This is a genomic window from Bdellovibrio sp. ZAP7, from assembly GCF_006874645.1.
Lineage (GTDB): Bacteria > Bdellovibrionota > Bdellovibrionia > Bdellovibrionales > Bdellovibrionaceae > Bdellovibrio.
In genome coordinates this window covers 2,762,035-2,781,155 of sequence record NZ_CP030082.1, presented here as the reverse complement: position 1 = coordinate 2,781,155, position 19,121 = coordinate 2,762,035, and the positions used below count along the sequence as shown (strand labels likewise).

Genomic DNA, 19,121 nt, shown 5'->3' with positions numbered 1-19,121 from the left:
GCCTTGTTAAGGAGGCCATTCATGAAGATTTCTAAACTCTTGGCAACTGCTGTTTTGATGTGTCTTGCTGCTTGCGCGGTTAAAGATGATAAAGCAAGTAAAGTAGCTCTCCATGCGAATAACGATGGCGCTCCTACGGGCGAGGTTTCTTCAAAAGTTCTTCCAGGTGGCCAACCCGGCAAAGTCAATATCATGGGTGTCCTTGTCGTCGACGATGCTGAAAAAGGCGGGAAGACTCTTAAATCAGGTATCTCTTTGAATTTAATGGGTGGTAAGGCTTTGGACGGTAAAGTTGCTGAAGTCACAGCAAAACCACAAGACAGCTTGAGCCAAAATCAAAATCAAAAAGATACTGACGTTGAAAAAGCTGAAACTGAATCAACATACTTGAATGTGGGTTGCTCTGAAGACCAAATCGATAAAACGTATACGAACGGTTTGACAGCAAAAGAGTTGGGCGACGTTAAAGACGCCACTTCCGTAAGAATGACCGCGAAAGTTGTTTTTATCTGCGGTAACGTAGGTCTTAGAACGATCAGTGCTGCAATCAAAGCCGATAAACTTATCTTAGATAGCGTGAACCTTGTGAACATGGTGGCTGCTGGCGCAGTAGACGTCGCTGCTAACAGCCTGGTTCTAAAAGGTCAAAACCGTATTGGTACAATGGGTGTGGATACAGCGGGTGAAGTTGTAGATGCTCCGATCCTTAATATGAATGTGATCAAAGATGTCACTGGTGATGGCACTTTGATGCTAACAAGCCAAGGTGGTAACGTGATCTCGGCGGTGGAAGATGCTGCAAAATCAAAAGATACTTCTGCCGAAAAATTGCAACGCATCCATGACAAGAACGAAGAAGCGCAAATGAAATCGGGCGCGAAAGTCGCTGCTGATAGCGATTCGGAAGCGGACTCTGATAAAGAATAATTGCATCTATAAATTTAAAATAAAAAAGGCGTCTTGGAAACAAGACGCCTTTTTCTTTTTATAATTATGAAATTAAGTTAGAGCAAAACCCCGTGCAATACAACAGAAGCCACCGAGAAGTATATAATCAGGCCGGTTACATCTACCAACGTGGCAACGGCAGGGGCAGAAGCGGAAGCCGGGTCAAAGCCAATCTTTTTAAGCAAAAACGGAAGCATTGATCCAGAAATCGTTCCCCACAGTACAATACCAATCAAGCTCAGCATCACAGTGACTGCTACTAGAACATAGTGCGGACCGTACAAGGCTTCACGGGTAGGCCAGATTAGGATACGGCAAAGGCCGACCAATCCCAAAGTCACACCCAGTGCCAGGCCCGCCATCAACTCGCGGCCCAGAACGCGCCACCAATCACGGATACGAACTTCGCCCAAGGCCATCGCACGAATAATCAAAGTCGATGCTTGAGAGCCTGAGTTACCACCCGAGCTGATAATCAATGGAATGAACAGAGCCAGCACAACGGCGCGCTCGATTTCCGTTTGGAAATACCCCATGGCTGTTGCTGTGAACATCTCACCCAAGAAAAGCACCAACAACCAGCCCGCACGTTTTTTAATCATGTCGAACATGGAGATTTTCATATAGGGAGCATCCAAGGATTCCACCCCACCCAGTTTGTGGATGTCTTCTGTGGTTTCTTCTTGGACTGCTGTCGCCACGTCGTCGAATGTGACGATACCCTTCATCACGTTGTGTTCATCAACAACGGGGAGGGCCATCAAATCATGTTGCGAAAAGATACGACCGATTTCCTCTTGGTCCATGTCTGGTGGGACCTTCAGAACCTCGGTTTGCATGATTTCAGAAATCCTTGTACCCGCAGCTGCAGAAAAAATCTCACGGAAAGAGATCACTCCAGCCAGGTGCTGTTCGGAATCCAAAACGTAAGCGTAATAGATCGACTCGACGTGAGTTTTGGCTTGAATACGTAAATAGCTGATCGCTTCGTCCACGGTCATCTCGGCTCGCAGACGCACGAAACGGGTGCTCATCAAACCCCCGGCTGCATCTTCGGCATAAGCCAGCAGGGCAATCACTTCACGTTTCGTTTGTGGATCTAACAACGACAACAAGTCGTCCTTGTGCTCTGGACCCATTTCCTGAATTAAATCGGCCACGTCATCGGGGGCAAGTAAGCGCACCCAAGAGCGTTTCTCAAGGTGAGACGCTTCAGAAATAAGTTCGGCCTGGTCATGAGTCGGTAGATTGAGGAAGAGCTCCTCGGCATCGGTGCGGGGCAGCTCTTTGAACTTTTCACGACGCTCATCAGGGGTCAATGAAGACCACTGATCCGTCAAACTGATCACGGAGTTTTCGTCTAGTGTTTCGTCGAGGGATTGGTTGTTATCCATGCCCACCTCATCGTCGTGCAGAGTTTTTGTCGTGTCTCGAGGAGTACCTCTTTTAATCGGACGCGGCAAACTTTAAATTGAGGGGGGAGAAGATTTATTTATACCAATTCTGTTTTTTTAAACCGAGGCAAAATCTCCTCCGTGTGTCCCATCTCTACAATTTCCCCATTCTGTAACCATAAAATCCTATCACACTTTGCCAGGGTCGATAAACGGTGAGCGATGATGATCTGTGTACGGTCAGCAAAGAATTCTTCAGTGGCACGGACCAGAATCTCTTCAGACTGCGGATCCACAGAGCTGGTGGCCTCATCCATAATCACAATCGGGGATTGCTGTAAAAGGCAGCGAGCCATACATAAAAGCTGGCGCTCGCCCAAGGATAAATTCTTACCGCGCTCTTCAATTCTCATTTCAAGGCCCTGGACCTGCCCCTGGACCCATTCCAATAAACCAACTTTTTGCAGGACTTCAAACAGAGCTTCGTCCTTGTGGTTGCCTTCGATATCCAAGTTAAAGCGCAAGGTCCCTTGGAACAAAATGGGCTCCTGGGAAATAAAGGCCATGGATTGGCGATACAAATTCAAATCCATTCCCTGATCCGTGTCTTTGATTTTCGGAGCATGGTGGTTGATGGTGATTTGGCCCTGATCAATCGGGTATAAATGGAAAAGAGCTTGGATCAAACTGGATTTCCCCGAACCTGTGCGACCCACGATACCCAAACGCTCTCCGGCCTTCACTTCAAAATTCAAATTTTTTAGAACCCAGGGCAGATCTTCGCGGTAACGGAAGGACAGGTTTTTAACTTCCACCGAAGCACAGCGATCGTCAGTCAGGCGACGGTGCGAAAGGTATTTTTCAGTTTCTGGAGCATAAACCGGATGACCCGTTGCAAATTTCGCTGTCGATGGCAGGTGATTGCCTTTTTCGATATCCATGCGCATGTACTGATCCAAGCGTTCAACACCAATCATGGCCTCTTCGAATTGAGTCAACCACTCGAAGAACATTTGCACAGTATTCCCTGACAAAGAGATAAATGTGAAAGCAACCCCGACGGAACCCACACTGGCCCAGCCTTTTTCAATCATGAAATAAGAGGACACGCCGGTGATCAAAAGTAAAACGGCTGTCATGCTGTTCATTTGGAAAGAGAAGCTGATCAGCTGTTTCGTCGTGAAAAGTTTTTGGCTTAGGAAATAGCGATCTAAGCTTTCAAATCGTTCGCTAAATGATTCCTGACGACGGAAGGAGCGAATCGTGCTGGCTCCTTGAGTTGTCTCTGCAAAGTGCGCAATACTTGGAGAGCGGCTCGCCGATAGTTCACGGCGGGCTTTGCGCAGTCTTTCCTGGTTTAGTTTGTAAACAAAGAAATTCAAAACACCGATAAAGGCCACCAGAATCAGAAACACCGGGTTTGCGACAGTGATCAGAATGGTCATCATGATCAAATCAAAGATGATGCTTAGGAACTCGGCCAGGGGGCCACCGAACAGGCGAAAGACGTTGCCATAATCGCTGGAAAAGCGTGTGATGATTCGGCCGGCAGGAGTGCTATCAAAAAATCCCATCGGTAAACGCGAAGTGCGTAAAGTTACTTCATCGTAAAAACTGGAAATGGCTTGAGCTGACAGGCGCGAAAAACCCACGCGGAATACCAAAGTCATAAAAAATCCACAAATCGCCATCACAAAAAGCAGGGCAATGATTTGCACTGAGGAAAGCGACTCAAGTGGGGAGTGCTTGCCAACCAGGCTGTCCACCCAATAACCGATGACATTGGTGTTTGCTAATAACAAGCCACGGCCAATAATGCCTAAAGCGATACAAGCGGCGATGCGAGCAAGGAATGGCTTGTAAGCAAACAGCAAAGTTTCATAAATGGTTTTGTTATAACCACCTTCTTTGCGAACTTCGCCATCGGACAGATATTTGGGTTTGATCACTTGAGTGCGCTGATTGCGATTAGTCACGAGTTACCTCGCCCTCTTTTTGAGTGGTAGCTTCTTTGGCAACAGATGTTGTGTACTCTCTGAACTTTTCGTTATGAGCTAAAAGCTCCTCGAAAGTACCCTGGTCGATAATTCGCCCTTCTTCCAAGAATAAGATTCGATCCACACGGTTCAAAGCGGACAGGCGGTGAGTGACCAGGATCCGCGTGCGATTTTCCCAAGCGCCCATCAAAAGTGTATCGAATAGCTTTTGTTCCGTATCGACATCGACAGCACTTAAGCAGTCATCCAAAAGTAAAATCGGAGCATCGTGATAGTGAACGCGCGCCAAACTGACGCGTTGGCGTTGACCGCCAGACAGGTTCACGCCACGTTCACCGATTTCGGTGCTGAGTCCCTTTTCTACACGCTCGGTGTTCAGTTCAAACTGTGCAAGCTTCAAAGACTCTTCAACCAAGGAGTCGCGCTCAGGATCAATATCGTAAAGGAAGGCCACGTTTTCACGCAACGTGGCACTCATGATAAAGCCCTCTTGCGGAACGTAAGCAAAGTTACTGCGCACGGAATTGTTTTTCTCTTTCAGGGCGTCCATCGCTCCAATGCGGTAGCTTTGGAAGCGGGCTCCGGTTTCACGCAGCAAAGACAAAAGTAACATCGACTTGCCAGAACCGACTTCGCCAACTACCGCAACAAATTCGCCCTCTTTGATATCAAAAGTCATATTTTTAAGAATATGGCGGCTGCCGATGCGAAGATTCAGGCCCCTTACTTGCAAAGCGTACTTTTCATCCAGAGCCGCTTGTTCTGCTGTTTCGATGTCAGTGCCATCGGTCTGATTGTTTTTTGTGGAAAAGAATTCTTCCAGGCGTTTTAAAGAAGTCCAAGAATCAAACGCGAAGGTAAAGAACCACGGCATCTGGCGGAACGGACGAGTCAAAAAGATGGCAACAATCCACAACAGCGCCAAAAGCTCGCCACTGGTCAATGTTTGCTTGGTATAAAGAACCAAAGAACCCAACGTCACCACATTCAAAATAAAAGTCACTGAAGACGAAATGGCATTCATGATCTGCCCGTTTGTCACCATCATCACGCGGTTGCGTGTTTCCACTTCACGTTTGGCAAAAATGCCGTCTTCGAAATGGCGAATCCAACCCAGGATGCGAATGGTGCGAATGTTTTGAATCCACTCATTTACCAAACCAATGCGTTCCGCTGCCAATTGTTTAAAGCGGAAAAAGAATCGAGACTGACGAAACGCCATAAAGGAATTCAGGCAAGTGATCCCAATCATCACCCAGATCGTCGGCCATAAGGGGATATCAAATAGAATAGAAATCGCAAAGGGTGACAGGATCAGCGGAAACAATGTGGATGCCCCTGCCGGTAACGTTTGATCCAAAAACACGGTGGCACCTTGCACGTCCGTTGCATACAGGGACACGATCTCGCCCACGGGGCGGTGGCTCATCGTATCGACTCGCAGATTTAAAGTTTTGGAATATAGGCGTTCCGCAAAGATCCTTTGCATGAACAAAGCTTCTTTAGAGCTTAAGTAATTCGTCAGCTGACTGAACGCTTGGGAAGAAAGAACACACAAAAAAGCTCCCAGGATAAACCACAACGGCGAGCTTACTTGAAACAGATGAAGCTTTGATGGAGTGTGCGTCAGTTGATCGATGAATTCTTTTTGGAAGAACGGACCCAAGATGCCAAACAGTGCCGCCAATAATGAACAACCCAGAATAATAAATCGGGCATGAAGGCGGGTGAAGACTACTTCCGAAAACAAAGATCTCATAATGCATCGTCCCTAAACCACCCAGTTAAACTCAGGCGGGGATTGAAGCTCTTTTCCACTTGGTGAGGGAAAAGTTCGCTTCGAAAAAATATCAATTGGCCCAAGTGGGGCTCTACGCGAGCCAACAACTCATCAGGCTTCTCTGGATTATACAGGCTCAATTCGCCACCGTGGTCTTTTTGCCAGGACTCATTAAGATACAGCACGAAAGTGATTTTACGATGACTCGCTCCGCGGGGATTGTCGATATGTTTATCGTAACCAGCTTCAGGTGGATAAAAAGCAAAATGACTTTCCACACGTTTTAAACCCATAAAGAAAAACTGATTCAATTCCTCGCGGATTATATCCAGGCATTTCAGGAATTCTTTTTGGAGTGAGGAGTTTCCCTCATCCAACCACAGGGTAAAATCGCCACGAATTTCCGCAGCTGTCAGCTTGTTCCCCGTGGGACCAATGGAGGCCTTTTTGAGTTCACCTTCAGAGTAAAGCTTTTGACACTCTTGGGCGAGTTTTGCGCAAAAATCAGGAGCAAAGACGTCTGCTGCGAGAGCCCAGTTATTTTCCGCCAATTTCTCGAAGGATTGTCTTAATGCTGAGAGATTGATTTGCTTCTGTTCCAAAGTGTTGCCATTCTATGCAGGTGAGGGATTGATGGCAAAAAGTTCTTTAAGTCGTCGCGAGTTTTTAAAAATTTCTGCACTGAGTTCAACCTCTCTTGCTTTGGGGGGCTGCGCAGGTCTCGATCGACTTTTTACGGGTGACAAACGAAATCTAGAAGGTGAAGTCATCATTCTTGGGGCGGGTGCTGCGGGTTTAGCGGCCGCTCACACCCTGAAAAAGAATAAAGTTCCTTTTCGCCTATTCGAAGCGTCTTCGCGTATTGGTGGACGTGTGCAGACGGTCTCTGTGTTTTCAGGTGAAGAGCCGGTGGCCGAGTTGGGAGCAGAGTTTTTCGAAGAGTCCCACCGCACGGTTTTCGCTCTGGCTAAAGAATTCAGTCTTAATCCGGTCGAATTAAAATCGCGCAAAGGCTTTGAAGCCCACTATTTCCGCTTCAATGGGAAAAACTATCGCGTGCAAGATCTCGCCCCGAAATTTAAGACTCTGGCGACACCTTTGCGCCGCGTGCGCTCGGATCTTTTCAGAGATCAGGAAGCGATTCTCACGTATCGCAATTCTTTGGTATACGACCGTTCCACTTATTACGACACTCTTTCGTTGGCAGATCTTTTGAATTCGTGGAAGGGTGAAGTCGACCCTCTGGTTTTGGAATTGATCGAAAGCCAGGCGGTGTCGCGCTTTGGAGTGGATGCCTCGGAACAATCCTCACTGCATTTCCTAAGCACCCTAGATTCTGAAGGCAGCAGCTTGCTTGCCGGCAGAAACACCTATCGCATGGAAGGCGGGCTTACAAACCTGATGCAGACTTTGGCGTCCCGAGTGGCGGGAGTGATTCCTGACTACAGCTTAAAGATGAATCACGCTCTGGTGGAAATTTCTGAAAAAGAAGGTCTCTTTACTTTGAATTTCCAAACTCCAAAGGGTCGTGAGCAATATAAAACTCGCAACATTATCTGCACACTGCCGTTTTCAAAGTTGCGTGAAGTGAACAATATCGATTCACTGCATTTTTCTGAAGTGAAAAAAGAGGCTCTGACGAATCTGACTTACGCCACTCACAGCAAAGGTGTGTTGGGTTTCAATTCCCCATTCTGGAATAAGAAAAACGGCTTGGCGGCGAATCTTGGAAACTTCACCGGTGATTTCTTGTCGCAGAAGTTCTGGGACAGCAGTCGCGAGCAAAAAGGCACGAAGGCCTTAATGACTTATTCGCGTGCAGGTAAATCCGGCGCCAATGCTGGTGCCGGGGCGGAGCAAGAAGCGGTGTTTGATCTGGAATTGTTCTATAAAGAATTGCCGCAAGCGCCGGCGAACCATCAGATGGTGAACTGGAAGCAGCGCCCTTGGGCCGGTGGCTCCATGGCGGTCTATAAAAAAGGTCAGTACATGAAGTTTAGGGGAGCTGCTGGGGAGCCCGAATACGGGGGGCGTTTCCAATTTGCAGGAGAGCATACAAGCTTGAAATTCCCGGGCACCTTGAACGGTGCCCTCGAGACTGGAATTCAAGCGGCCAATTCAATCTCTATTTAAAGATTTACCGGCATCACGGCTTGTTCGCCTTTAGAAGCGACAAAGCTATCAACGTCAGATTTGTTCACAGCATTGAATTTGTTTGATAGGCGGTTGCTGGTAGCGGGCATCCCTTGTGGAGATGAGCCATCGGCATTCACCCAAGAATAATTTTGCTGTGGAGAAACCACAAACACCACAATGTTGTATGAAGGACGGAAGCCTTCTTTTTCAACTTGAACCTGTGGCAACGTCACCGTGTCACCTGTGATGTAAACTGTGCGGGATTCTTTCACTTGAGAGATATTCAGTTGAGAAGCGTCTGTGGAAATAAACGGACGGGAGCCGACAGCGTAAAGTACTGTCAGGTATTGTCCTTTATAGTTTCCAAGCTTGTTCACTTGAATAGAAGGAACTGATTCCAACTTTGCTGCTTTAGCAGACTTCGAGGAAAAAGAACCAGTCATAATTCCCAAGCCAACTAACAAAGTCAGAGCATTGATGATGACAAGTTTAAATGATTTCATATTACTTCGCTCCTGCATTCGCGTAGTTCAGATACATTACTAAATGACCTTTGGGGTCCATGAGTACGCGATTGATATCTAATTTAATACCTAAAATTTCCGGTGGCAGAGGGAAAGCTCCAGGAATTGCTTCCTCTTTCGATTTCCATCCTGCGCACTGTTCGCGAAGTTTATCTTTGATACCGTCGCGAACTTTTCCTTTCAAAAGCTTACCAGCAATTGAAAAGTACTTATCGTCCATCGCCATACTGTCTGGATCGATGGAATACAGCACAAGCTGCATGCCGGTCTTATCCGCCATTTGGCGCAATTTTGCAATAATATCGAACTCAACAACGATCTTCTCTTTCAGGAAAATAGAGTCTGGCTTGTTTTCCACCGCGACACGCAATTTAACCCAGGTTTCGCTGTCCTTAATTGGCATCGCAACTGGTGCTTTTACATAGTCAATCAAAGGAGACGCCATCATTCTCAAAGTGGAACCATCTGACATGGCGATCTTTTCGAAATTACGGCGTTCAAAGGAAAGCTGCAAAATACGGTTTATCAGGCCACGATCCAGGCTCAAACCGATGTCATACTTCGTTTGTGGGATCAGTCCCCAAGTGACAAGACCACGGGATTTGTCCTCGGGGCGAGGCAAACTGCGGGGATTCACGGGGTCTTCGGCGTAAGCGCCCAACTCAATATTCAAAGACTCTTTCAAGCCAATATTCTGGAGGCGCAAACCCCATTTGAAATCAGGGCGAGTGTCATTCGGTTCTTTACCCGGTGGTACCATATTTTGGACCTGGTCCAAATTACCTTTTAAGAACTCTTTGGCCTTTTCATTTAGCATCGCGGGCAATTGGTTGCGCGCAAAGTCGCCCAAATTCTTACGTACAGACTCTAGAATTGCTGGAGCTTGTTCCGTGAAAAGCTTGTCGATTTCTTTATTGTTTAACAAAAACTTTTTACCGTTGATCTCGATCGCAAACTGCGGAACCAAAAGTTTTTTGTACTGAAGGCTGACGGGGATAGAGTCCAAGTTGTTTTCAACATCCAGGGCTTCGAACTCCAACGCGCCGTATGCATTCATGCGCAGGTAAAACGGCAAACGCACTTTGAGTGGGTTTTTAGCATCACCCGCAGAAAGGCTCACTTCTTCAGCGCCCACTTTACCCAGGAATTCGTTGTTGATATCCCAGACTTTGACGGAGTTCGTTCCCAGCGTCAGATGTTTGATCTCCAGTTCAATCGCCAGGATCGCACCTTCGCGCTTGCCCAGTTTTTCCATTAACTTTTGATCTGTCACCAAAGAGAAGCGCGAGAATTTAGCAATGTATCCTGATTCGCCGATTTCGATTGTCGGGCGGTGATCGTTGAGTGAAAAGCCCACAAGCCATTTTGTCAAAAGCTCGCGAACCTGTTTATACATTTTCACTTCTTCAGGATTGTCTTTAGCAAAGTCATCCGGATTGATCGGCTTTTCGAAAGTGTACGACAAAGCAGGGAAGTACCCCTCGTCAATATTCACACCCAGGTTGCCCAGGATTTTTGCGAGTTCCGAATCAAAGTATTTCATCCCACGTGTGGTGACATGAACTTGCACGGCTTTGTTCAGCAAATGCTCTTGGGTCATGTAAGGATCCGCATCCATGGCATGTGCCTGGAGACCGGAAAGCCCAAGGATCATGGGCAGAAATAATTTAGGTGTCTTTCGAAGCACAGAAAACCTCATCGCTAAAGAGATGCCTGTGCCAATGCAAGAGGGGGTCCAACTGAGATCGAATAGAGTGTGTCCCTAAGAAAACAGCTGGTTAACTTATGTCTAGAGTCCTGACACTTCGGGTATTTCCTTCAAAGCCAGCGCTAGCACCCATTTTTCAAAAATACCCCCGACACCTCCTCGCACGAACTCCAGCAAGCCCCGCATATTTTCCCAATCCCAAATCCCAATCCCAAATCCCAATCCCCAATTTCCATACGGAATTCGGGGTTTCGGGGTATCGGTCAACACACACACACACACTTAAACTCACTCACTTACTCACGTGCTCCACTGAATCAAGGTCGTTCTGGGGGTATCGGTCATGAATTACTATTAACTGCAATGACCGATACCCCCGGGGAGACGAGCGGGGCATGGCCCACTGGCTCTGAGCTGGCCCCCTCTGAATCCTGTAAAACCAAATTCCGTACGATGGTGGATCCATCTAACTATCCATCCATCCATCCATCCATCCATCCATCCATCTATCCATCTATCCATCCATCATCGCTGTATCTTTTTCGCGAAAGCAAATTTCGGCTAGGTTGAATCAGATATCCGATATTCGACTTTGTTATTGCTGACAGTCGTTACGGTTCAACTCACTCTCGTCTTGGTTTTGCACTCTAATTTGGGCGTTTGGGGGTATCGGTCATGATGCTTCAACAGCGGGGGAGTAGCAATGAAGCGAGAAAAACAACAGGCATTTTCCGGAATAAACACTCACTGGAAACATCGTCATTGTCATGGGGGTGTTTTGCGAAAGTCTTCAAAAGGGCGGGGCGCGCGACCTCTTTCAAGTAAAGATCCATTGCATATCGTGTTTAAAGTTAACAAGACGGCTGTGAAAAACGGACTCCGCCAACCTCGTCACTTTTCACTGATGAATTCGTTATTAAAAAAATATTCTCGGAAGTTCGGTGTGAAAATCGAACAGTTTTCAGTTCAGACCGATCATGTGCATTTGCTAGTGCGGGGGAAAAGGATTCTGTTGCAAAGTTTCTTGCGAGTGGTGGCGGGGCAGTTTGCGCAGGTGTTGACCGATACCTTCAGCCGGAAACATGAAGGGGTTAAAGTGTGGCGGTATCGACCGTTTTCCCGAGTGATCAGAGGCTACAAGGCCTATCGGGTTGTTCGGGATTACGTTCAACTAAATGAGTTGGAGGCTTTAGGTCGATCTTATTCGAAAACTCGTTTGCGGGGGCTCAGTTTAGAGCAACTGCAGGAACTTTGGAGTTGAGTGACAAATTTCTCACGGAATACATGGGCGTGTACATTGACCGGAAGCAAATCGCGGAAGGGGTGCCGGTATGACCTAGGGACGGGAGCAGGATATGGATAATAAGCCGGACAGCAGTTTTCCGTACGACTGGGAACTCGAGATTTAGAAACAGAAAAACCTCGCTGGTGCGAGGTTTTTCGATGAAGCTATTCTGTTGTAGAACGGCTTAGAACTTCCAACCGTAGCCCGCGCGCAAGATCATTTGTGTGGCGCTGGAAGTGTTGTTGTCCGGGAACATTGCATAGTCGAATTGGATTGGAACATATGTGCGTCTGTCCAAGTGCCAGTCCATACCCAAAGTACCTACGATTGTTTGGTTCGTAGAGATTTTAGCAGTGTCCAAGACGTTTGAAGATTTTTGCATCGCGAACAGGAAACCCAAACCACCACCGGCCGTGAATTCCATTGTTTTAGTTCTTGCGAACGAATAACGAATCAAAACATTCATACCCAAATAACCGATATCGGCTGTACAGCTTGAACCAGCGGCACAAGTACCACCAGACCAACCCGATGGAGCAGTGCCAGTCACATTCAAAGTCTCGTAACCTGCCAAGGCTTTAACGCTGATGTTTTTATCAAGATAAGTTTGGTAGTAACCAACAAGGTTGAAACTTGAGCCACTCATCGTCATGGAAGCTGTTGAAGATTTCACATTCATCGAACTGTTCACCATGCCCGCCATCAAACCCCAAGCTTTTTTACCGCCACCCGTCGTGGAGCCACCGCTTGAAGAGTTCACTTCATTTGGAGCGGCACTCATGCGTCCTTGATAACGCTGAAGTGTCGTACCTGGAGTTACATTTCCTTTTGAAATCGTTGCGATAGCTCGACCGCCTTGAACTTTTGAAACTTGAATAAGGCCGCGTTTTTTGCCGCTGCTATCGATGACGAAAAATTGGTCGCCAACAAGAGCTGTGTCGCCTTCAAGATCGATAAGCGCTTTACCGCCAGATACTTTAGTAACCTTGGCTGCGTTCGCGTTGATAGACAGGCTTAGTAATATCAAAGTTGCAATCAGTGTTTTCATACGCAACCTATCGACACAATTTGGGAAAATCTTAATCAGCTGGTCTAACATCATTTGTGTGTCTCAGATCGAGAATCTTGCAAATATATATACAAAAAATCTCAAAGTGACCGAAACTAAAAATGGGGGAAAAATGAAGTCATTCCTGGGGTCAATGGCGCTTATTGCGGTCATTGTATATTCTCATTCAGCACATGCGCTTTCAGAGAAAGCGATTTATTCCCGTTGCTATGCTCAGCTCACAGGACTCCCTGTCCCAACCAACAGCACCGTTATGGCAAGTATTAAAGCTGGCAAGACCAAAGCCATTGATGCCTGCATCGCCCTTTTAAATAAAGGTAAGCTTGCGAGCAGCGGAGCTTTAGCAGTCAATGACACCGAGAGCGTGAGAGTTCTCAATAACTTCTATCAATTTCACCGCACGTGGTTTCCCACAGCCAATCAGGACCAAATATCTGGTTATCAAAACGAATTCGACAGCAATACCAATGACTTTATCGAGATGACAACGCCAGCTTTAACTCTGACTCGTGCGCTGTTTTCGGATTTGCTTTATTCCAATGTCCTTCGTGGCACCGTTAAATATGCACCCGTCCGTGGAACAACGGGAACGTTTGCATTGGCACAAACAGATGCGGCAGGAAACGTTTCTTCGACGTCGGTGGTCCCAGCTCCTTATTCCGGAACTGGACTTATTTCTGGAATCGTGCCGGGATCTTCGGCTTTGATTCTAGCGAATTACTCCGTACCTAATTTGGGCTTAGCAACGCAAGTAGATGGACAAACAGGCATCGATCTTCACCGCGCCTTGGGTGGCGGTATTTTGGGTCAGCAAGCTTATTTTCTTTTGAATGTCGGTCACAGTAAGGGACAGGTTTTTGACGGCGCTCTAAAAATGCCGCGCAAATGGGCCAAGACGACTTTGGAAAACATGCTTTGCTTTTCGCTGCCAGCATTACGTGAAAGCGATATTCAGGCTTACATCAGCAGCGGTTCTGATGTTCCATTCCGTCGTGCTGGAAGTTGTATTACTTGTCACGCGACGATGGATCAGTTTGCTTCCACCGCACGCAACTGGGTGGTGGCGGAAACTGCGAAGGGCAATGTGCAAAAATCTATCATGGTGGGTAATTTCACTGTGGGAGCAACCGTTGCAAATTCCTGGTCGGCAACGGCCGTGGCCGGTTATCATCGCCAAAATCCAACGGGTAAGCTGATGATTCGTTCCTATTACAATGGAACCTTGATCAATCGCGATGTCGCGAACGTTGAAGAGATGGGCGCACGCTTGACCGAGCTTCCGGAATATTATCAGTGCGCAGCTAAAAAATACTTCCGTTATTTCACGGGTATCGATGTGTCTTTGTACGACAGAACGGATCCAGCAAATGCACCTCTCAACAAAGCCTTAACTGAACGGGATGTGGAAGACCGCAAGTTTGTGGAGACTTTGGGAAAAGAACTTTCCCAAACGCAGTCGTTAACAAAGTTAGTCGAATCGATTTTACGCTCGAACTATTATAATAAAGCCACCTTTAATCCTCGGGGGAGCGAATGAGATCAAATCGTCGTGAATTCTTAAAGCAGGGGATGATTTTGGGTGGAACTGTTTTATCAGCTTCCATTGTGGAATCGCTAGCAATGAAAATTGGTGCTGGCTTTATTCAACAAGCTCGTGCTGAAGCCTTGACGGGAGAATCAGATCCACGCTTTTTGTTGAACATCTGGATTAATGGAGGACCGATGCGTTACTCCTTTGACCAGTGGGTTAAAATTTATGACGGGGATAACATTGTCACGAATCCCTATGTCTCCACGGCTTTTAATTTCAGTGGTGGCAAAGTCGCAGGGCTTGCCTACAAAACTTTTAAATACAATGGTCTGAATGTCCCGCATATCTTTTCTTTGCCGATTAAAAATGGCCAGGGTGGGAATCGTAATGCCTCGGATGCGTTAAATAACATGATGGTGATGCGTGGTTTTGGTTCAGCCTTTGACGGGCATGACACCAATGCCTTGCTGGTGCAGGTTCCGGTTTCGGGACTGCCAAGCTTGAATGGTTTATTGGCGGACTCTTCAGAACGCTTGTTTGCGGGTGTGATGACGGGCAATAACAATGTCGGCTTTACGTCTTCGCATAATAAGGCGGGAACCCAAGTGGGTTCAGGTTATGTGCGAGAGTTGATGGCGGGTTTTGCGCAGTCCTCAGCGATTGCAACGACCACGGCGGGTAAAGAGGCTTATAAAAACGCCTATGAAAACGCGATGTCTTACTTAAAGGCCTACGCTCGTTCAAACCGTTTGGGTGCGGAAACACTGAACAAGAATCTTGAAAATGCATCAGTAAAAATGAAACAAGGTATCAGCGATATCGATGGTTTCTGGGATGCAGCTGTGAATCGTTATAAAAATGCGGTGGAGGGGACCGCTCGCATGTCTGGGATCCAGGGTATCTCTGAAGCGCCTGTCACTCCTTCATCAATGGCAGGTCCTGCGGGACAATTCGGTATTTTCGGTTTTGTAAACAGTGGTGGTTTTAATTTACAAAGAAATTTCACGCTGGCTCCGGATTTTGATATGCGTGAAATGACTTCGGCTCTGACCTATAACGATTTCTATCAGCAATTGGCATTGGCAGAGTACTGTCTGACAAAAGAGCTGACGGCTTCCGTTTCAGTTGGAACGAGCAACTTTAATAACGTTCGCATCCGCACAAGTTACATCGCGGGTGATGATGTAAATAATCTTTTCGTAAATGGTGGGAACCTGGCGTTCTCGCATACAGACATGGACGGCAACACCGGTGCCTATACGGCGTTATTGCTGACTCATAACTTCTATTCAGGAATTTTGGCTGGTATTTTGGAAATGCGCGATCGCTTGCAAACGGTTCGCAGAGCTTCCACGGGTGCAAATATGTGGTCGGAATCCGTGATTCAGGTTTCGGCAGAATTTGCGCGAAATGCAGCAATGAGTGGTCAGTCCTCAGGGCATGGTTATCCGTGCATGGTCACGAGCGCTTTTTCGGGAGCCATTAAAAACGGGCCGTATGTGATCGGTAATTTACGTCAGAATGCAGGTAATGGTACCAACGGTTACGGAGCCGCGATCAGCGGATACTTAAGTGGTGTTCCTTCAACGGCTTCGGCGACGTCGACTTTGTCACGCTTGATGCGGGTTGAATCGAATCCATGGGAGAACACAGCTCCTGCCATGATTTCCTTTAACGAGTCCACCGGGGTTATCACATCCTTGGTGGGTATGCCGAAGGTTGTCTAGGTGGCTATGATGAATAAACGTATCACACTCACAGTTGCAGGTTTAACAATTGGATTGGTTCTAACACAAGCCTTTCAAAACTGTGCTCAGCCATTCGAACTTTCTTCGCTGTCTGGAGACATGGATTACAGCATGGGTTCTGAGCATCCGGGTAATGCCGTGGCCGCAGCCTCCACGCAATCTCCGTTACTGGTGAATCGCGTTTACATGACGAGTTTGTTTGAAGATATATTTCTAACGTCATCTTCCCCTGCGGCTGAAAAAACGACATTAACAAATATCACCAATCAATGGTTTAAGAACAAGACTTCCGCATTTGGCTATCCATGTGACATCAAAACTGGTGTCAATGATTGTAACGGGACTATTCTTGCGCCAATGAACACAGGCACAAACACTTTGCGAGCAGCCTTTAAGTCACAGGCCTGTCAGACTGTTTTGTCCAATAATACTTTCGTGAATAATTTCGTCAGCAAAGTCAGTGTCGTGGGCTCGGCTCCAACAGCAACCTCCATTGAGTTGGCGTTCGGTCAGTTTTATCGCGGCGATGATGCGGACCCAGGATTGATTCAAGGCCTTGTGGCTTCAGATCGCATGATGTACGAAAAAAATCCTTCGATTGCTGGTATTGACCGCTGGAGATATTTGATTCTGGCGATTTGTGAATCCAGTGGATGGGAGCAGTTATGAAAATGAAATGGGTACCGATTCTAGGTCTCCCGCTGATGGTTTTTTCGTTTCAAAATTGCAGTGACTTCACGGTCCAGCAAGCGATTCTTGAATCGGCTTCTTTAGCAAGCGGACAAAGCTACCTGGATGCTCAGGAGCTTCCCATTCTGACGGATCCATCTCGTGGTCCTTTGGTGCGTTGGTATCAACAAGGTCAGCCCAGCAAAGTCGATAAAGCCTATACGGGGGCTGATAAGCTTAGTTATGTTTTCGCTGCAGATCGTACCATGACCGGAAAGATCTTTACCGCTTATTCTGGGAGTGCGAATGCCGAGGAGACGGCTGTCTCTGTTGCGAGTGGCAAGATCACAGTCAGTCGTACTTTTTCTGCCGGTAACAGTGCTCAAGCCACGGTGAATCTTCCATCGACGGGCACACGCATGGTCATTGCCTTGCGAGCTGGTGCGCAGCCTGACGACTTTTCATTGTTAGTGAATGGGATTGTGCAGACGATGACAATTACAAAAACAGGAAGCCCTCAGGAGTTTTCGTTTGTAACCAAGACTTTGGTTGCTGGAACAACGGGTGGGATGGTTTATGAGTACATGTTTTTTAATGACCGTCTCAATAATGCTCAACTCAACTCTTTGTCTCGTTTAATTGGTACGACAAATTCCGTGAGTCAGGTGATGTTTGACCCGGCTATTTTTGCCGACTCCAGTGGCTCGACGGGATCGACTGTGGATACAAAATTGGCAGCAGCAAAAGCTGTTATTGATTCCTCCTGTTTAAGTTGCCATGGGGCGGGCTCGACTCGTGGAGATTTCTCAAATATGACCGCAGCCAGTATGATCACCCGGGGTTTTGTTAAGGCAGGCCAACCATTAAGTTCGTCGCTTTATTTTAGAATGAAAGGCTCCCAGGGTGGTGGCACAAAAAATATGCCAGACAATGGTACAACAGTGAGTGCAACTCAGTTGCAAGCTGTGTATGATTGGATATCCAACATTCAGTAAATAAAACCATGGGAGAAATTAATGAAATTGGTTATTGCAGCAGCAATGGTGACTTTGGGTGTTTCTAGTGCGTTTGCACAGTCTGTCGTGTTTGATGTGACTTTGAATCCAATGGGGGATTTCAAGGCGAAAACAAATCAAATTAAAGGAACAGCCCAAGTTAAAGGCGATGAAGTTTCAGCACAAAACATCGTTGTTAACATGAAGAGCTTGAAAACGGGCGTTGATCTTCGTGATAAGCACACTCAAAAATACCTTGAGACAGATAAATACCCAACTGCAACTTTGGTGACTGCTACTGGTAAAGGTGGCAAGGGTAAAGCAACAATCAATATCAAAAACAAGCCAGTGAATGTTGAAGGAACTTACAAAGTTGAAGGTGGCTTGTTGAAAGCTGAATTCGTTGTGAAAGCTTCTGATATCGGTATCAAAGATGTTAACTACATGGGTGTAGGAACTGAAGACGACGTGAAAGTTCACGTTGAAGTGCCAGTCGGTGCCGCAGCGGCAGCACCAAAAGCAGCTCCTAAGAAATAGTTTTAAAAGCGGTAATTAACGCCGACTTTCCAAAGATAGGCTCCATCATTGATGGGGCCTATTGCTTGATAGAAATCCCACGTTTTAAAAATTCTTAAATTCATATCCGCCAAAAAACCCGCATTGTTTTTTCGTCCTGCAGTCATTTCTACGCCGTTACCAGTCGGAAGGTCGATGTTACGGATGTAAATCATCGCTGTCCCACCAATATTCACACTGTTCGTCAGGCGCCAGAAAATACGCGGGGTCAGGGCCATCATCGTAAAACCCTGGCGTTCAATTTTCACATCGTTCGCAAAGGGCCCGCTGTTCGCTCGTCCCGCTGCTAGCATACCGCCAACGTTCCATCCCCATTGCAGATAGTATGTTTCCTTCTGCAGAATCAGACCCACACCATTAAAGTTCATATTGGATTTTGTCGTCGTGCCCAGCTGAGAAACCGTTAGGATTTCGTTCCACTGAAGTGTCGTCACACCCGCCGCCCAAGAAGACACAGATTGTACGGGAAGGCGCATGCCACGCGGACGAGCGGTGGTGACGCCAACCTGATTTGAGTCGGTTTCAGCGTCAGGATTGATCGCCGTCGCATCTTCTGCTGGTGTTTCCGCAGTGTCTTCAAAAGTCGTTGAGCCTTCGGTCGCAGTTGTAGTCGCTGGCGTGGTCGGAGTCGTATTTTCTGAAGTTGTTGATTGTGCAGGAATGCGCGTTTTACCGTTGGCTTTAGGTTGTTGAGCAGAAGCTAAAGAGCTTGTCAGCAAAAGGCATAGCAAGATTGAAATTTTCATTTTACCCATTTGCGC

The 19,121-nt window shown here is 47.0% G+C and carries 16 protein-coding genes; 8 read left to right on the top strand and 8 right to left on the bottom strand.

Annotated features, from left to right (window positions below):
* Window positions 1–21: 21 nt before the first annotated feature.
* The gene (locus tag DOM22_RS13355) at window positions 22–927 is read left to right on the top strand and encodes a hypothetical protein (RefSeq protein ID WP_142700857.1); all 906 of its coding nucleotides are present in this window, start codon (window positions 22–24) and stop codon (window positions 925–927) included.
* A gap of 77 nt (window positions 928–1,004) precedes the next feature.
* Here DOM22_RS13355 and mgtE read toward each other — a convergent pair whose 3' ends face one another.
* From mgtE to DOM22_RS13335, 4 genes are all read right to left on the bottom strand, one after another.
* Complete coding sequence (mgtE, locus tag DOM22_RS13350; RefSeq protein ID WP_142700856.1) at window positions 1,005–2,342, bottom strand: magnesium transporter; 1,338 nt, start codon at window positions 2,340–2,342, stop codon at window positions 1,005–1,007.
* A 98-nt stretch (window positions 2,343–2,440) separates the two neighbouring features.
* Window positions 2,441–4,318, bottom strand: a complete 1,878-nt coding sequence (locus DOM22_RS13345; RefSeq protein WP_246845640.1) for an ABC transporter ATP-binding protein — start codon at window positions 4,316–4,318, stop codon at window positions 2,441–2,443.
* A complete protein-coding gene (locus tag DOM22_RS13340) occupies window positions 4,311–6,098 on the bottom strand; it encodes an ABC transporter ATP-binding protein (protein ID WP_142700855.1) in 1,788 nt (595 codons plus the stop codon). Before DOM22_RS13340 ends, DOM22_RS13345 begins: the two co-directional genes overlap by 8 nt.
* Window positions 6,095–6,721: a 2OG-Fe(II) oxygenase gene (locus DOM22_RS13335; protein WP_142700854.1), complete on the bottom strand. Its 627-nt coding sequence runs from the start codon at window positions 6,719–6,721 to the stop codon at window positions 6,095–6,097. The genes DOM22_RS13340 and DOM22_RS13335 overlap by 4 nt, the downstream gene beginning before the upstream one ends.
* Window positions 6,722–6,752: 31 nt before the next feature.
* Between DOM22_RS13335 and DOM22_RS13330 the strand changes: the two genes are divergently transcribed.
* Window positions 6,753–8,252: an NAD(P)/FAD-dependent oxidoreductase gene (locus DOM22_RS13330; protein ID WP_246845639.1), complete on the top strand. Its 1,500-nt coding sequence runs from the start codon at window positions 6,753–6,755 to the stop codon at window positions 8,250–8,252.
* Here DOM22_RS13330 and DOM22_RS13325 read toward each other — a convergent pair.
* Together DOM22_RS13325 and DOM22_RS13320 are read right to left on the bottom strand one after the other, a co-directional pair.
* Entirely contained in the window at window positions 8,249–8,758 is a 510-nt protein-coding gene (locus DOM22_RS13325; protein ID WP_142700852.1) for a hypothetical protein, read from the bottom strand. The genes DOM22_RS13330 and DOM22_RS13325 overlap by 4 nt on opposite strands.
* Window position 8,759: 1 nt before the next feature.
* The gene (locus DOM22_RS13320) at window positions 8,760–10,466 is read right to left on the bottom strand and encodes a DUF2785 domain-containing protein (RefSeq protein ID WP_246845637.1); all 1,707 of its coding nucleotides are present in this window, start codon (window positions 10,464–10,466) and stop codon (window positions 8,760–8,762) included.
* 724 nt (window positions 10,467–11,190) lie between these two features.
* Between DOM22_RS13320 and DOM22_RS13315 the strand changes: the two genes are divergently transcribed.
* The gene (locus DOM22_RS13315) at window positions 11,191–11,748 is read left to right on the top strand and encodes a transposase (protein WP_142700850.1); all 558 of its coding nucleotides are present in this window, start codon (window positions 11,191–11,193) and stop codon (window positions 11,746–11,748) included.
* A 208-nt stretch (window positions 11,749–11,956) separates the two neighbouring features.
* Here DOM22_RS13315 and DOM22_RS13310 read toward each other — a convergent pair whose 3' ends face one another.
* Complete coding sequence (locus DOM22_RS13310) at window positions 11,957–12,820, bottom strand: hypothetical protein (RefSeq protein WP_142700849.1); 864 nt, start codon at window positions 12,818–12,820, stop codon at window positions 11,957–11,959.
* Between the two features lie 133 nt (window positions 12,821–12,953).
* Between DOM22_RS13310 and DOM22_RS13305 the strand changes: the two genes are divergently transcribed.
* The 5 genes from DOM22_RS13305 to DOM22_RS13285 are packed head-to-tail and all read left to right on the top strand — an operon-like array spanning window position 12,954 to window position 18,321.
* Window positions 12,954–14,378: a hypothetical protein gene (locus DOM22_RS13305; RefSeq protein WP_142700848.1), complete on the top strand. Its 1,425-nt coding sequence runs from the start codon at window positions 12,954–12,956 to the stop codon at window positions 14,376–14,378.
* Window positions 14,375–16,099 carry a hypothetical protein gene (locus DOM22_RS13300; RefSeq protein WP_142700847.1) on the top strand — a complete coding sequence of 575 codons (1,725 nt, stop codon included), beginning with the start codon at window positions 14,375–14,377 and terminating at the stop codon, window positions 16,097–16,099. Before DOM22_RS13305 ends, DOM22_RS13300 begins: the two co-directional genes overlap by 4 nt.
* Before the next feature lie 6 nt (window positions 16,100–16,105).
* Window positions 16,106–16,789: a hypothetical protein gene (locus DOM22_RS13295; RefSeq protein ID WP_142700846.1), complete on the top strand. Its 684-nt coding sequence runs from the start codon at window positions 16,106–16,108 to the stop codon at window positions 16,787–16,789.
* On the top strand, window positions 16,786–17,784 hold the full coding sequence (locus tag DOM22_RS13290) for a cytochrome c (RefSeq protein ID WP_142700845.1): 999 nt from the start codon (window positions 16,786–16,788) through the stop codon (window positions 17,782–17,784). The genes DOM22_RS13295 and DOM22_RS13290 overlap by 4 nt, the downstream gene beginning before the upstream one ends.
* Before the next feature lie 21 nt (window positions 17,785–17,805).
* Entirely contained in the window at window positions 17,806–18,321 is a 516-nt protein-coding gene (locus DOM22_RS13285) for a YceI family protein (protein ID WP_142700844.1), read from the top strand.
* A gap of 2 nt (window positions 18,322–18,323) precedes the next feature.
* Here the strand turns inward: DOM22_RS13285 and DOM22_RS13280 are convergent, their stop codons facing one another.
* Window positions 18,324–19,115, bottom strand: coding sequence for a hypothetical protein (locus DOM22_RS13280; RefSeq protein ID WP_142700843.1), 792 nt, complete (start codon window positions 19,113–19,115; stop codon window positions 18,324–18,326).
* Window positions 19,116–19,121: the final 6 nt, after the last annotated feature.